The sequence below is a fragment of the Levilactobacillus brevis genome, assembly GCA_021383565.1.
GTDB lineage: Bacteria > Bacillota > Bacilli > Lactobacillales > Lactobacillaceae > Levilactobacillus > Levilactobacillus brevis_B.
Genome location: CP079699.1, coordinates 352,925 through 368,100, shown reverse-complemented (window position 1 = coordinate 368,100; position 15,176 = coordinate 352,925). Strand labels below are relative to the sequence as shown.

At 52.5% G+C, this 15,176-nt stretch carries 13 protein-coding genes; 3 read left to right on the top strand and 10 right to left on the bottom strand.

Annotation, left to right across the window (positions count from 1 at the left end):
- Positions 1-54: 54 nt before the first annotated feature.
- Genes KB236_01720 through KB236_01710 form a run of 3 tightly spaced genes read left to right on the top strand, consistent with a single transcriptional unit; the run spans position 55 to position 4,690 of the window.
- Positions 55-1,593: an HD domain-containing protein gene (locus KB236_01720; protein UIF29503.1), complete on the top strand. Its 1,539-nt coding sequence runs from the start codon at positions 55-57 to the stop codon at positions 1,591-1,593.
- Complete coding sequence (locus KB236_01715) at positions 1,590-3,755, top strand: RNA degradosome polyphosphate kinase (GenBank protein ID UIF29502.1); 2,166 nt, start codon at positions 1,590-1,592, stop codon at positions 3,753-3,755. The genes KB236_01720 and KB236_01715 overlap by 4 nt, the downstream gene beginning before the upstream one ends.
- Complete coding sequence (locus KB236_01710; GenBank protein ID UIF29501.1) at positions 3,755-4,690, top strand: Ppx/GppA family phosphatase; 936 nt, start codon at positions 3,755-3,757, stop codon at positions 4,688-4,690. The genes KB236_01715 and KB236_01710 overlap by 1 nt, the downstream gene beginning before the upstream one ends.
- Before the next feature lie 333 nt (positions 4,691-5,023).
- Here KB236_01710 and KB236_01705 read toward each other — a convergent pair whose 3' ends face one another.
- From KB236_01705 to KB236_01660, 10 genes are all read right to left on the bottom strand, one after another.
- Positions 5,024-5,791, bottom strand: coding sequence for an ABC transporter ATP-binding protein (locus KB236_01705; protein ID UIF29500.1), 768 nt, complete (start codon positions 5,789-5,791; stop codon positions 5,024-5,026).
- Positions 5,772-6,743, bottom strand: a complete 972-nt coding sequence (locus KB236_01700) for an iron ABC transporter permease (GenBank protein UIF29499.1) — start codon at positions 6,741-6,743, stop codon at positions 5,772-5,774. Before KB236_01700 ends, KB236_01705 begins: the two co-directional genes overlap by 20 nt.
- Complete coding sequence (gene isdE, locus KB236_01695) at positions 6,740-7,636, bottom strand: heme ABC transporter substrate-binding protein IsdE (GenBank protein ID UIF29498.1); 897 nt, start codon at positions 7,634-7,636, stop codon at positions 6,740-6,742. Before isdE ends, KB236_01700 begins: the two co-directional genes overlap by 4 nt.
- Positions 7,637-7,648: 12 nt before the next feature.
- A complete protein-coding gene (locus KB236_01690; protein UIF29497.1) occupies positions 7,649-8,434 on the bottom strand; it encodes an NEAT domain-containing protein in 786 nt (261 codons plus the stop codon).
- Positions 8,421-9,638, bottom strand: coding sequence for an NEAT domain-containing protein (locus KB236_01685; protein UIF29496.1), 1,218 nt, complete (start codon positions 9,636-9,638; stop codon positions 8,421-8,423). Before KB236_01685 ends, KB236_01690 begins: the two co-directional genes overlap by 14 nt.
- Before the next feature lie 220 nt (positions 9,639-9,858).
- Positions 9,859-10,581, bottom strand: a complete 723-nt coding sequence (locus tag KB236_01680) for an NEAT domain-containing protein (GenBank protein UIF29495.1) — start codon at positions 10,579-10,581, stop codon at positions 9,859-9,861.
- Between the two features lie 329 nt (positions 10,582-10,910).
- Positions 10,911-11,219, bottom strand: coding sequence for a hypothetical protein (locus tag KB236_01675; protein UIF29494.1), 309 nt, complete (start codon positions 11,217-11,219; stop codon positions 10,911-10,913).
- 431 nt (positions 11,220-11,650) lie between these two features.
- Positions 11,651-12,079 carry a VOC family protein gene (locus KB236_01670; protein UIF29493.1) on the bottom strand — a complete coding sequence of 143 codons (429 nt, stop codon included), beginning with the start codon at positions 12,077-12,079 and terminating at the stop codon, positions 11,651-11,653.
- Positions 12,069-13,232, bottom strand: a complete 1,164-nt coding sequence (locus KB236_01665; GenBank protein UIF29492.1) for a Gfo/Idh/MocA family oxidoreductase — start codon at positions 13,230-13,232, stop codon at positions 12,069-12,071. Before KB236_01665 ends, KB236_01670 begins: the two co-directional genes overlap by 11 nt.
- 673 nt (positions 13,233-13,905) lie before the next feature.
- A complete protein-coding gene (locus tag KB236_01660) occupies positions 13,906-14,991 on the bottom strand; it encodes an ABC transporter ATP-binding protein (protein UIF29491.1) in 1,086 nt (361 codons plus the stop codon).
- Positions 14,992-15,176 lie beyond the last annotated feature (185 nt).

Here is a 15,176-nt window from a genome sequence, read left to right as displayed (position 1 = left end):
TCGCAATACCAATTGTTTGATTGCACCGCTAACGAAATATTTTATAGAAAGTAGATGACGTTTATGGCTGATAATTATTTTGGCGCAATGCTCATTAATGTTTCCAGTATGGAACTATCAATCGTGAACCTAAAAACCGGCGCTCAGACCGAGCGGGTCAAATCGACCGTCGCCATTGGGGAAAATATTTACAACCATGAAGAAATTGATTTTGAAACCGTCGCCGAGGCGGCCGAAGCCTTGCGTGGATTTCTGCAAGTAATCAAAGATTATGGCGTGACGAACTACCAAGTCTGGGGGTCACAGGCCTTGTCCACGGCACCCAACGCGGAGTTCATTCGTGACCAAATCTTCGTGCGTACCGGTCTGAGCATCAAATGGCTCTCCTTGGGGGAAGAGTCCTTCGTCCGTAACGAAGCCATCGCCTTGAAGTTTGCCGACTACCACCGGCTCGTAAAAAAACACGCGGCCATTATCGGCCTGAACTCGGGGAGTGCCACGCTCTCGTTCTTCGCCCACGATAATCTGGTGGCGTCACACAACATGAAGCTGGGGCCCGTACGGATTAAGGAAGTGTTACAGAGTCTGCGGGCCACGGCCCCGAATCCAGTCGACGTACTGGACGACTACATTAACAGTAAGGTCGATGACTTCTACCGTTTCCTGCCTGAACAACTCCAAACGACCAGTAACCAGGTGATTCTGATTGGCGCCGCACCACTTAACAATTACTTCATTCCTAAGGATGCAGTGAGTTACACATTACCGTTGAAGCAATTCAACGAGTTCAGCCGGGAAGTCATTGGCGCGTCCGACCAGTACCTCATGGAACGGCTGCATTTGACGGAAGAAAACGTTGAGCTGGTGTTGCCCGAAGTGCTCTTGATTCAGAAACTGCTCACCGTGGTTCACGCCGACAAGCTCTATCTGGTCAACCTCAACGTCTTGGACGGGTTAACCACCAACGAAGAGATTGCGGCCGGTAACCACAAGTATCACTTTGAAAACCAGATTCTGGCCTCTGCCGATGACTTGGCTCGCCGGTTTCGCGTCGAGCCACATCACATGGAACTGGTCCGGCACTTTGCGCTCCACCTATTTGATCAGCTGAAGACGCTCCACCGTTTGACGCCGCGCGACCGCTTATTACTTCAGATCGCCGCGATCGTCCACGACATCGGTGGCTTCATTGATACGCATGAACACTATCTCCATTCGGACTACGTGCTGAAACAATCCGAGATGCTGGGGTTGTCCGCCGAAGAAACGCAAATCATTGCGGCCGTGTCGCGCTACCACAGTACCCGCACGCCGGCCGAGGACATCACGCATTTCCAGCAACTAACGGCCGAGAAACGGTTGACGGTCGCCAAGTTAGCCGCCATTCTCCGTCTCGCCGACGCCCTCGATGACGCTCACCAGCAGACGATTCAACGGATTTCCGTTTCCGTCCGCACCAACAAGGTCATCATCACCGCCTTTAGCGATGACGACTTATCGTTGATTCGTTGGGCATTTAACTACAAGGCTCAGTTCTTCACGGACGTCTTCGGCCTGCAACCCGTGTTTAAACAAAGGAGGTTACACAAATGACAGTGGATTATAAGAACCCTAAGTACTATACCAACCGGGAATTAAGCTGGTTAGACTTCAACGACCGCGTCCTGGAAGAGGCCCGCGATAAGGCCAATCCTTTGTTAGAGCGCGTGCGGTTCCTCGGCATCACTCAAAGTAACGTGGACGAGTTCTTCATGGTGCGGGTGGCCTCGCTATCCAAGCTGGCTGCCGTCAACTATCCTAAGCCCGACGCTTCGGGTATGACGGCCGAGGATCAACTCCTGGCGGTTAACGCCAAGGCACACGATCAGGTGGTCAAGCAGTATTCCACTTTAAATCGTATGTTGATTCCCCTGTTAGCCAATCTGAACGTTCACCTCAAGTTAGTTAAGGAGCTGTCTTCACAACAATTCCGGTTCATTCAGAAGTATTTCAATGACGAAATTTCACCGGCCCTGACGCCCATGGCGGTTGACAGCTCACGGCCATTTCCATTTATCGGGAATAACACCCTGAACATCGCCCTGCGGCTCTTCAAGGACGGCAATAAGAAGGACAAACGTTTTGCCACCGTGCAAGTGCCGGACATCTTCCCGCGGACGGTACGGTTACCGGGGGCCGAGAATGACTTTATCCTGTTGGAAGACATCATCAAGGCCTTCATCGGTAACCTGTTCATCGGTTACGAAGTCAAGGAAGCCGCGAACTACCGGGTCATCCGGGACATGGACTTGGACGTGGCCGAAGAGGACACCTCCGACCTGTTGAAGGAAGTGGAACAACAACTGAAACGCCGAGAACACGGGGGGGCCGTCCGGATGGAAGTCGAAGCCGGCATTTCCGATTCACTGGAGAAGCGTCTGGCACACTCGATCAAGATTGCCGACTACGCCGTTTACAGTATTGGTGGCCCCATCGACCTGACCTTCCTGAGCAAATGGACCAAGCAAATCAGCAATCACGACGACCAACTCTATCCGCCATTTACACCGGCACAAACGCCGGGCGTTACGGCTGACGACGACATTTTCAAGACGATTCGGCACAATGACGTTCTGGTTCATCACCCGTTCGACTCCTTCTCGGCCGTCACCGAACTCATCCGGCAAGCGGCCTACGACGATGAAGTGTTGGCCATCAAGATGACGTTGTACCGGGTCTCCGCGAACTCACCAATCATCAAGTACCTTGGCTCCGCTGCCCAAAACGGTAAGCAGGTCACGGTACTGGTAGAAGTCAAGGCGCGGTTCGATGAGGAAAACAACGTGCACTGGGCCCAACAGCTAGAAAAGATGGGCTGTCACGTTATCTATGGACTGATTGGCCTGAAGACCCACTGTAAGTTGACCCTGATTGTCCGGCGGGAACCCGACGGCATTCGGCGTTACATGCACATGGGAACCGGGAACTACAACGACGTCACGGCCCACTTCTACACCGACCTGGGCTTAATGACCACCAACACGGACATGGGGATTGACGCCTCCAACATCTTTAACATGTTGTCAGGCTACTCGGAACCACCCTACTTCCATCAACTACACATGTCACCGGACGGTATTCGCGAATTCATCGTCAGCAAGATTGACCAGGAAATCACCAACGCCAAGGCCGGTCAACCGGCGTGGATCGAGATGAAGATGAACTCCCTGTCCGATTCCGACATGATCGCCAAGCTCTATGAGGCCTCCCATGCCGGCGTGCACATCAAGTTGTTGGTCCGGGGTATCTGCTGCCTCAACGTGGGCATCCCCGAGATTAGTGAAAATATCGAAGTACACTCCATCGTGGGCCGTTACCTGGAACACAGTCGGATCTACGGCTTCGCCAACAACGGCGACCCCCTGATCTACCTATCCAGCGCCGACCTCATGACGCGGAATCTGAATCGACGGGTGGAACTGCTCTTCCCAATTCTGCAGGCAAACTTGCGGCAACGGGTCTTTGACATTTTCGCCACGCTCTGGCATGATAACGTCAAGACACGGGTGCTTCTCGCCGATCGGACCTTTACTCGGGTCGATCGACGCGGCTTGGATCCGTTGAACGCTCAATCCGTCTTCATGCAAGAGGCCTTGAACAAAAGCCATCGTGGCGACGAGGACCACTTGAAGGCGGCCAACGCACCACGACAATTCAAACCAATGCTTAGTCCTAAGAATCAACCAAAATCCCCCATTGATCGGAGTCCTCAGTAATGGAAAACTTAGTCGTTATCGACTTAGGTTCAAACTCAGTGCGTATGACCATCAGTGAAATCGATGGTGCTGGCAACCACAAGACCATCGAACAAGTAAAACGCTACGTCCGGCTATCGGAAAACATGGGTGAAGAACAAGTTCTCCAACCGGAATCGATCGCTCGAACCCTCACCGCACTCGGTGAATTTAAAAAGATTTATAGTCAACTGGATAAACCTGACATTCAAGCCGTCGCTACGGCGGCCGTCCGTCAGGCTAGCAACCAAAAGCAATTTTTGAAACAAGTCAAGGATAAGATTGGCCTGTCCTTCAACGTCATCTCTGGTGCCACGGAGGCGCGCTATGACTATCTCGGGGTAATTAACACCTTACCCGTCGTAAACGGCCTGCTGGTCGATACCGGCGGCGCCTCATCCGAACTGATTCTGGTTCAGAACCGGCAAATGAAACAAGTCGTCTCGATTCCATTGGGCTCGGTGACCCTGTCACAGAGCTATCTGGAAAGTGACGTGGTCAAGGCGGATTCCCTGTTCGCCGCGATGACCTTCGTCAACAACGTCTTTAACGACGTGTGGTGGCTGCGCGAGGCGACGAACCTACCGATTATCGGCTTGGGCGGCGCCAACCGGACGCTGGCCAAGATTAACCGGCGTAAAAAGAACTTCCTCAACTTCGAGGATGTCCACGGCTACAAGCTTTCGGCTGAAGACGTCTACGCCACGCTGATTCAACTGTTAGGCTTGGATCTCGCCGGCCGTAAGAAGGTCCCCGGCTTATCCAAGGACCGGGCCGACATCATCATTGGCGGTCTAATCCCGGTCACACTGCTGATGCGGCTATTGGATTCACAACAGATCACCTTCTCCAACGCAGGGTTGCGGGATGGGATTTTGTTTAAACGAATCAACGAGATTAAGAATGAGGTAGAGTAAGGAAAAAGAGTGCGGAATCAGGCGCTTAGATCCTGAGCATCAACGTCAATAAGGTGAAAATCCCGGGTTTGGATTTTTAGCTTATTGGGGTTAAGCGCAGGGAGTTGTCTGGTTCCGCATGTTTCAGCTAGAGAAAATTGGGTCGTATGCCTCGAAAGCCTCCAAGCCCACACACTAAAATAGCCCGTAAAACCACTTCCTCGGTTTTACGGGCTATTTGTATTGTCCCTAATCTTCAGACGGTCAATCTCTAACATTTACTTAAGACCGGCTGAAACGTGCAACAAAATCAGCCATTTTTACATTGGTATAAGTAGCGGCTATTTTTTGCGCTCACTCGGCCGCTTCCGGCACCTGCACAATATACGGTCCCAACCGCGGCACATCCACAATCTCAATCGGCGTCTGAAATGTCCGCGCCAACAGATCTGCGTCACGCAGCTGCGCGGGCGTCCCCGTAGCCACCAGTCGTCCGGCCTGTAGGAGCCACAGCCAATCACTGACCGCAAAGGCCTGATTGATGTCATGGAGCACCTGAATCACGGTCAGCCCGGTCGCCGCCAATTGGCGTAGTTGGACCATCAACGCCTGTTGATAGTGTACGTCTAAATACGTCGTCGGTTCATCGAGCAACAGGACTTGGGGCTCCTGCGCCAAGGCCATGGCTAACCACACGCGTTGCTGCTGCCCACCGGATAAATTCTGCAGGTGTTCGGCGGCTAAATCCGTCAGCTGGGTCTGGGCCAAATACGTTGCCACCTCATCGTCCAGCACCGTGGCCAACAACCCATGATACGGCAATCGCCCCATCTTAACCACCGCGGCAACCGTCATGTCATCATACAGTTCGTGCCGTTGACTGACCACTGCAATCCGTTGCGCCAGTTGTTTGGACGCATATTGCGTTAACGGTTGCTGGTCCAGCAAGATGGTGCCCCGCTGTGCCGTCAGTTGTCGCGACAGCAGCTTGAGCACCGTGGACTTGCCCGCACCGTTGGGCCCGATGATCGTCGTTACCCGACCAGCCGGAAAGTTGCCCGTCAGTGCCGTGACACCAGCCGTTTGCGCGGGGTACTGGTAACTAACCTGTTGTAATTCCATGAAAACCTCGCCCCCGTTGTAAGAGAATGATGACAAACGGTCCGCCAATCACGGCCATCATGGTGGCCGCCGAGATCTCACTCGGCACAATGACGGTGCGGCCCAAGGTATCGGCCGCCAACATCAACCACGCACCGGCCAGCATTGAAAATGGCAAGAGTGTCTGGTAATCGTGGCCGACGCAACGTCGGGCCAAATTAGGAATCACAATACCCACGAACGGAATTGCCCCAACGATGGCCGTGACACTGACCGCCAGATAAGTCCCGAGCAACAGCAAGCTCCACCGAATCATGCTGACGGGCACCCCAATGGTCTGTAGGGCCGTATCCGCCAGCTTCAGGTAATTGGCCCAGGGCGCCAGTAACAGTGCCACCAGTAGCCCACAGAGGCCCAGAACCAGAAGGCCCAGCGTGTCGGCCCAAGTGACCGCGTTAAACGTGCTGGCCATCACCTGCGTCGTCTGCCCACTGCTAGCCAATCGTGCTAGCCCGACGAACGTGGCATCCAGTGCCACCCCAATGATAATGAGACGATACGGATCGCGTAACGCCTTACCCCGGGTCAGAATCCATAGCGCCACGAGTCCCCCGATCAGGCCCAATAGCCAGTTGCGGCCGGGCAACCACGGCAGAAGTAGTGCGCCACCTAATTTGAAGAAATCCGCCGCGGAACTAATCCCCAGGATGCTGGGATCGGCAATCGGATTGCGGAAGACGGCCTGAAACAACGCTCCGGCGACCGCCAAACTCCCCCCACAGATCAGACTACTGATGATCCGTGGCAGGCGCAGATTGAAGACGGTAACGAAGTCACGACTATTGGATTGACCGAGAGCCGCCAAGAGCCGTTGCGGGCCAATCCAGGTGGTCCCAGCCATCACGGCAACGCCCATCGTCAGAATCAGCAGGACGAGCACGCCGCCATACCACCAGCCTGCGTGTTTGGTCATGCGCCAACCCCCTTTGCCGGATAGAGCCAGTGACTGACCTGATCTAGGGCCGTGGTGACCCGCATGTTCGCTGTCGCATCGAAAACGGGTTCCTGTAAATCATAGACTCGGTGATGCTTCACGGCGTCCGTCGTGGCCCACATGTGATTATCCTTGAATTCCTGATTGAATTGGCTCGTCACCATCTTCGGCATCGCATGTTCCAGACGCAAGATGACCTGGGGATTGGCCTTTTGAATAGCTTCGTCATTTGGCTGCATGTACTCCTGGGTCTTGCTGGTAAAGACGTTTTGACCGCCAGCTAACCGCACCAAGTCACCAACGTAGGAACGATTGGTGGCGACCATGTAGCTGGCACCCGGAAGCCCCATGATGACCAAGACCCGAGGCGCCGGTCGTTTCTGTGCCCGTTTACGCGCCGTTTGTTTCGCGGCTTGAATCTTACGTACCTGTTTGGCCGCCGCGGACCGCCGATCATACCGTTTGCCCAGTTGCGTCAGTGTCGTTTCCAAATGGGCAACACTGGTCAGATTCAAAAAGTGTGGCGTCACGTGCTGAGCCTTAAAGGCTTTGCCAAACTGATCGCTCAGTGTCGTTACCGAGTAGACCGCCGTGGGCTTGAGCGCCGTAATCTTCTCCACACTCGGATTCATCGGGCTCCCCACCTTGATTACATCGCGGTACCGTTGGGGAATTTCATTGGCCGTCGTTGGAATGCCGACTAGCGGCAGGTTGAGCCTATCCGCAATCTGGACCACCGCATAGGTCGTCGCCACGATCCGCGGCTGTCGCTGTCTTTGCTGGTGATGTTGCCACGCCAGGCCGCCACCGATGATGCCAATGACGAGCAAAACGGCCAACGACCACAGCCCAATTTTTCTTGGATTCCGCATCTGCCAGACCTCCTAATGTCTGCCGAAATACCACCAACTACCGCCACCGACCAGAACGACGATGGCAACAATGCCACCAATCAGGCCACCCCAATGGGTCTTCTGGTGTGGCACTTGATCGGCTACCTTAGCCGATTCGGTCGGTTGCGTGGACGAAGACGTGGCTTGACGACTGCTAGTGGCTTGACTCGCAGACGAACGGGTGGCCTTGGACTGGGCGGTTGCCGAACTAGCCGCCCGTTGGCTAGCCGATGATGAACTGGCGGCGGACTGCCGCGCTGGCTTCTCCGTTGCCGTCACCGGCTTCTGCGTGGTCGTTTTTGCTGTCGTGGTCTGCGTGGACCGGGACGCCGCGTTCAGTGCGGGTAAATTACCGGTCTTAAAGCGAAAGGTAATCTTATGCTTGGCCTTGTATACGTCTGGTACGTCAATCGCCAATCGCGCGTTAATATTACGTTTCAGATTGGTCGTGGTAAAACTATAGTACACGTGCGAATTGCCCGCACTATCCTTCACCTTGCGCACGTTCTCCGGCGCCCGACCATCCACAGCCAGAACCTTCACCGGCCAGCTCGTCAGCTTCTTGGCCGTCTTCAAGTCCATCGTGACCACGTACGCGTGATTTTGGACGCGCACGGTCGCCGGGTGAACGAAGTAACCGCTGGCCATCGACGTCTGGTGCGTCCCGTATTTTAAGGCGGCGTAGTCGATGCTCTGGGCATGGGCCGCAATGGTTCCCAGGCTAAGGAGTCCCAGGAACAGTGCGAGCGCAAGCCCCCACTGCTTAATCCTGTGCATGTCGCTTCGCCTCCCCGACTAAAATACCACCGCTAACAACCAGCCCCAGCAGGCCCCAAGCGGTACCGTGAGTCGCTGTTTCACCGGTTGCGGGCAAGGTCCGTTTCGCCGCTTGCGGCGTGGCGGTCGATTCCCGGTTGCCCTGATCGGCGGCCGTCTGCTTATTGGTCGTCTTCGGCAGGGCCGCTACCGCCGCGGCCGTTGCTGCCGTGGTCGATCCACTGGCCGCAAACCGGAAGCGAATCGGGAACGTTTCGCTGATGTTCATCATCGGCACCGTGACGTGAATCTGTCCCGGAATCAGCTTAGCCGTTAACTCACTGGTCTGTTGAATCGTAAACCAGTACGTCATCGTATAGTTCTTGCTGGTCTGGCCGTACGTCACGTGACTGGCAGGTACAGCGGCCCCATCGATGGTCTTGGGCACCACGGCCTTAGCGCCGAGCTTCAACGATTTGGCGTAACTCACCGTCAACGTGACCCGATACCCAGTCGTAGTCGGCGTCACCTTGGCCGTATGCGTGTAGTATTGGTTGGCATCCGAAGGCGTCATCGCATCCCCCTTCAGCACTTGATACTTCCAATACTGTGTGGTCGGCGTCGTCTTCACCGTCTTAGCGGCCGTGCTCTTGGTCGTCGATGACGTTGTGGTCTTCGTGGCTTTCGGCACACTCACCGCACTGCTGGCGGAACTGGCAGCCGCCGTCGCGAGCTTAGTCGCCTGACTGATGAGATCAGCCGTCGCCGTACTGGTACCGTCCTTCTCTGCCTTAGCCCATGCCAGCGTCAGTCGCGCGGACTCCTGCATCTTGCCCACTGGCGTCGTCAGACTAAAGGTTGCCGGCAATGGGCTGGTTAATTTCGGCAGCACTGCCTGATAAATGGCTTGACCATCGACCGTCTTCACCAATTTAGCAGATTGACCATCAATGGTCATCGACTTGATATATTGTGCCCCATTACTAATCAACAAAACAGTCGCCTGATTGTCTTTCACCCGAACAGCTGCCTGATCACCGAAGAACTGGTTGGCCGTAGAAGTCGCCGAACTATCCGCTTTGATAATCTTCGCTGGTACGACGTAAAGACCGTCGTCTAACGTGGTCGCCGCAGCCGCACGTTGCGTTCCACCGAAACAGAAGACGGCTAGCCAGGCCAGTGCCAGAACACTCACTATATGTAAACACCATTGCCATTTTCGCATGGCACACTCACCCCAATTCATTTAATCCATCGTCCAGTTAAACGATAGTTGTACCCGCTTTCATTTTACCAAACGCTACTGACGCCAACAAACTTATCACCCTAAATCCCCTAAGTATTGATTAATCATTCGATAAGCCAGATTAGCCGAACGCCTGAAGAAGTGAAGAGGCCGGAACTGTATCGTCCCGGCCTCCACACACTATCCACGCTAATTGTCCTTATTTGGCCACAGTAATGGTCTTGGTTACAGTCTTGTACCCGGCCTTGGTAGCTGTCACCTTAAGCTTCCAGCTCTTCTTAACGGCCTTCTTCAGCTTAACCGTGTAGGCCTTCTTCTTGGTCGTGGTCTTGCCTAAAGTTGTGCTCCCATGTTTAACGGTGACCTTAGCCCCCTTGGTCGTGGTCCCAGTGACCTTCTTGGCCTTAGGCTTAACCTTCTTGGTGCTCAACTTAACCTTGGTGGTTGCCGCCAACGTGCTGGTCTTGAACTTCAGGGTCGCTGCCTGCTTCATGGTGACTTCCTTACCATTCATCGGCACCGTCAATGAAAAGCCCAGCGTATGATTGGTCTTCAGGTTAACGTTACTGAATTTGTAAGTATTCCCCGTAGCCTTCTTGGTAACGGTCGCCGTCTTGCCATCCAGCGTCATCGCCTTGATGTACTGATTACCCGCCTTAGTCACCGTCAACGTCACGGTGGCCTTCTTATTCTTTACGGACACCGCTGCCTTAGTGTTAAAGTAACCGGCTGCTTCAGAAGGTTTGGTGGTCCCGGTCTTGTAGATCGCGTACTTCACGCTATACTTCCCATTAGCCAACTTAGCCGCATTCAACTTGGCCGCTTGGGCGGTCGGTGTGCTTCCCAACTGAACGGCTGGAATCCCCGCACCAACACTTGTCAACATTAATAACGCACTCAACACTGTCAAAGACTTTTTCACAATGAGTCCCTCCCAAAATATGTAAAACTTACTTATTAATGAATCCGATTACATAGTAGCATGTTTCACGATTCAGCTCCAACATAAAGACTCCAAGAAGCCCGTTGCAGCAGGCTTATCGGGCGATTAACGAGTTGAAACAACGTGGCTCTTTTCGGGAAACAAGCACTACACTTCGCTAGCTGATAGCCAGGAGACTTAGGGCCTCGTGTCCTAGCAGACCGTATTAAAAGCACTGGTGCTTTCAATTATCGTTCGATAAATGAAAGGAACGCCATAAAAAAACGTTTGACCGGCAACTTAACTTTCCGGACAAACGACGGCTTGGCTTAACCAATATGATTTTCATGGAGAATGGCGGCCACTTCTTTTTGCATGTCCGCTGGCTTTTCCCATTCCTGAAAAGTCTTGAAGTCTTCGGCGGGCATTTCATAATTTTCATTCACGTAGTCTTCGTAGGCTTGAACGTGCGGAGTGTGGGCAATGTTCAACTGTAGAATCCGCACCTGCTTGATCAGCCCACGCTCGACGGCCAGTTCGGCCCGCCCATTTTGGACCATATCACTGATTTCCATGTACTTGCTCCCATCTAACCGGGTAATCTCTTCGATTAGGGTAAACGTTTCATGACTTTTCATCAATTCTCACCTTTCACTTCCAGTCTACCGGCATTGGCGGGGACAATCAGCTCATGCCTCCGCCAACCACCAACACCGCTCCTAATTATACAAGGTTTTAGACAAAAACAAAACCACTACCAGGGAATGGTAGTGGTCGGCATAAGAGAGAAAGAGAATTGATTAGAAGGTAATTATTAATACCTTACGAGTTATAATATACCGTTCTTTGTAAGCGCTGTCAATGCTTTTCGTAAAATAATTAGCTATTTTGATGATTATTCCCCCTCACGACGCGGCCCCTGAATAAGCTGAAGCCCGCTATAGCAGCATTTACACAACGTTTACAAAAGCCAGAAATTATTTAACAATTATTTTTAACTTTTAGAAAACGGTTTCGCTAACCCCATCTTCCGCCCCAAACTTTGCCCATTTAGTTAGCCAATCGCTCCCTAATCTTCGGGACGGCCGTGCAACTGAAAGGAATCGGGGGTATATTGCATGAACTCAATCTGGTTACCATCCGGATCGGCCGACCAGAGTTGATAAGACTGATCCGGGCCGAATTTGACCGCGCTATTGACCGGCAGTCCCTTCGCCTGAAGTTCGCGCTTCGTGGCCTCGATATCGGGCACCTCCAGACTCAAGTGCAGGTAACCATTAAGATCGTAGCCGTGCGTGGCCTTGGGTGAGTCGTCGTGGTCATAGAACAATTCCAAGAACTGCCCCGGCCGAATCTCTAAGTATTTAATCCACGGCCGTCCCTGCTCGTCCGGCAGATCGAATTTATCGGTGAACCCCAAGCCATTGCAATAAAAATCCACTGCGGCAGCCATATCGGATACCTTAAATGATGCGTGTGCTAACTGCTTAATCTCCATTGTTCAATCGTCCTTTCTCGACGGCCAAGGCACTCTCCTCGGTCGGTCCCCAGAAACCATTATCCAAATAGCCACTCGGTAATGGTTGGGGGCGCGTAAACGTTGACTGCAAGTGATAGATGGTACCCGTATCGGCGCTACGATACATCCCGTGAATCAGCTCAAAGACGTGGTAGGCCATCTCCATGCTGGCACGATGAGGACGGTTCTGCCGAATCGCCCACGCCATGTCGGCGACCCCGATCCCTCGCGAATTCTCCAAGAAGCCGTGGGTAAAGGGAAACTTGACCGGTTCGTTGCGTTGCTTGACCAGGTAGTTGGGGGAGCCGAAGTTGTTGGGGTCCCCCATCTTCAACGTCCCGGCAGAGCCGAACAGCGTCATCTGCGGGTCTTCATTTAAAATATTCTCCGAATTGAAATGGACCGTGGCTAAAACCCCGTTTTCATAGGCTACGATCGCCGTCAGGATGTTGTCAGCCGCCACCGTCGTCTCTTCGCCAAACCACGGCTTATCAGTGCGTTGCCCCACGCGCGTCGGCTGGTAACGCCGACCGAAGGCACTCACCTGTTTGGCTGGCCCCAAGATGCTGGCCAACGCCGTCAGGTAGTAACAGCCCGTGTCAAACGGCAACGTTCCACCTCGCTGATTCATATGGGGAAAGATGTCGGCATACACCCGAAAATTCCGGTTCAGCGACACCACCACTGAAAGCGGATCACCAATTAAACTGTGATCCACGATGTAGCGGGCCGTCTGAATGCCGCCACCCAGAAATGTATCGGGAGCCACCCCCAGCCGTAGATTATGGGCCTGCGCTAGGCTACATAACTCCTGGCCTTCCGCCAACTCAACGGCCATCATTTTCTCGGAGAACACGTGCTTACCGTGCGTGAGTGCTTGCTTGATAATTTCATAGTGAGCCTTGGGCGTCGTCAGATTCACAATCAGGTCGATCGCCGGGTCTGCCAAAATGCTGGCATAACTCATCGCCTTAATGTGATACTTCGCCGCCGTTGCCCGCATCTTCTCGGGGTTACGGTCGTTGCAGGCTACTACCTGGGTAATGGTGAATTTATTCTGCAGTAACTGGAGGTAAATATCACTGATAACCCCACAGCCAACGACCGCTACGTTGATCGGGTTAATCTCCATAAAATCCCACCTCGTTTGTTTTTTTAGAAATGTAACCGATTACAATTAAAATGATAACCCGTTTTCAAAAATTGACCAACCCTCTCCGCCAAAAAAAGCCGGCCAAATTCACCGAAATGGGGTGAAGTGACTGGCTGGATAATTTTTTATGCGGTTTTGAGAAGGCACTCCTGCCCGGCATAGCCACATTGGTTTGAGGCGTTAGGTTTGTTCTCGCCATTAGTCTTCGAAAACTGGCGGCCTCTGAAACGCGTTCCCTCGGGCAGCCCCCTCCGCTTAACCCCGATAAGCACCAGCTCGGTTGGCCGTTGCTGATGATTTGGGTTTGGAGCTTTGGTCTTGCTCTCGCCATTAAACTTCGGAGACTGGCAGCCTCTGAAACGCGTTTCGCAAGCCAGATTCTTCCGCTTAGACAAATAAGGAACTCCTGCCCGGCATAGCCGAACAGAAGCTCCTTATTTCCCTAATGCTCAGAATCTAAACGGCTTGCTTCACGCTCTTATACAAAAAACACCACCGTCTCCGGTGGCGTCGCCATTTAGTCTTCACCAAATGAGAGATAAACCTCTATTCAATTCATTGGGAAATTAAATAAAGGGGTAAATAAATGGTAAGTTAAAGATACCATGAAAAATGATAAAAATCTATCCATTTTATCATAGTTTTTTAATTTTTATTTAACGCTCTGCGTTTCATTAGTATCGTGTAACACCGTTTCCGGGTGAATTAAGTTGCTAGGGTGTTGAATCACATCCCCCACTGAATGCCCCGAAATGTTAGTCAGACACGTCAACACGAAGACAATCGCCACAGCAAACGTGAGTAATCGTGTGCCCCAGCCCATCTTTTCACTGATGACCGAACCATAGAAGTCCTTCTTAACTTGCGCCGCCATGTTGGTGGCATTGGGTTCCGCCGCCTGGCGTTCTTCCGTGACCTGCTTCTGGTAGGCGTCAATGTCGAAGGCCTTTTGGTTTTCCTTCATTTGACGTTGGAAATGCTTCTTTTCCTTCTTCGTTTGACCCTTGAACCACTTGGTGAATTCGCGGTAGTGCTTGACGACTTCCTTGGTGGCCCCCAGTTCCTTCAGCGTTCCGTAGTGAATCCATGCCACACGGTCACACAGAATTTCAATCTGCTTCAAGGAGTGACTGACGAAGACGATGGTCTTGCCTTCATCCTTGAATTCGGCGATCTTGTCCACACATTTCTGGTAGAACGTATCATCCCCAACAGACAGGGCTTCATCGATGATCAGAATGTCTGGATTGACGTGAACGGCGATGGAAAAGCCCAACCGTGACTTCATCCCTGATGAGTAGCTCTTAACGGGCTGATAGAGGAAATCACCAATGTCGGCAAAACCCACGATGTCGTCCATCAACGCATCAATCTCTGGATTGGTCAGTCCCTGCATCAGCGCTTTCAACCGGATATTTTCCAAGCCGGTCAGGTTGCCCCGCAGTCCAGCACCAATCGCAATGATGGAGGTATCACCGCGAACGTCAACAATCCCCGTCGTTTGGGGAATGATTCCCGAGATAATGTTGGACAACGTTGATTTACCGGAACCGTTGACCCCGATCAATCCTAACGTCTCACCGGACTTAACCTCCAGTGAAATCCCCATCAGTGACCAGAAATGCGGCACCTTGGTGTTACTCAGGGAAAAGAATGACCGTAGCTTTTCGGATTGACTCTTGTACAGGTCATATTCCTTCGTGACATTTTGGACCTTAATTTTATATGAATTATCCATGAATTAAACTTCCTAACTCAGTTATTAACGTTTTCTAGTAAGGCTCGTTCAGAATCCACGAGCTCAGTCTTGTGTATTATACCAAAAAACGGCGGCTAGTGGGTAATTTCTCGTTGGCCTTAGAGATTTCTTAGTCCACCAGCCGTAATTCCGGGTAAATAAAAGAGTTTGAGATAACTTCCCAA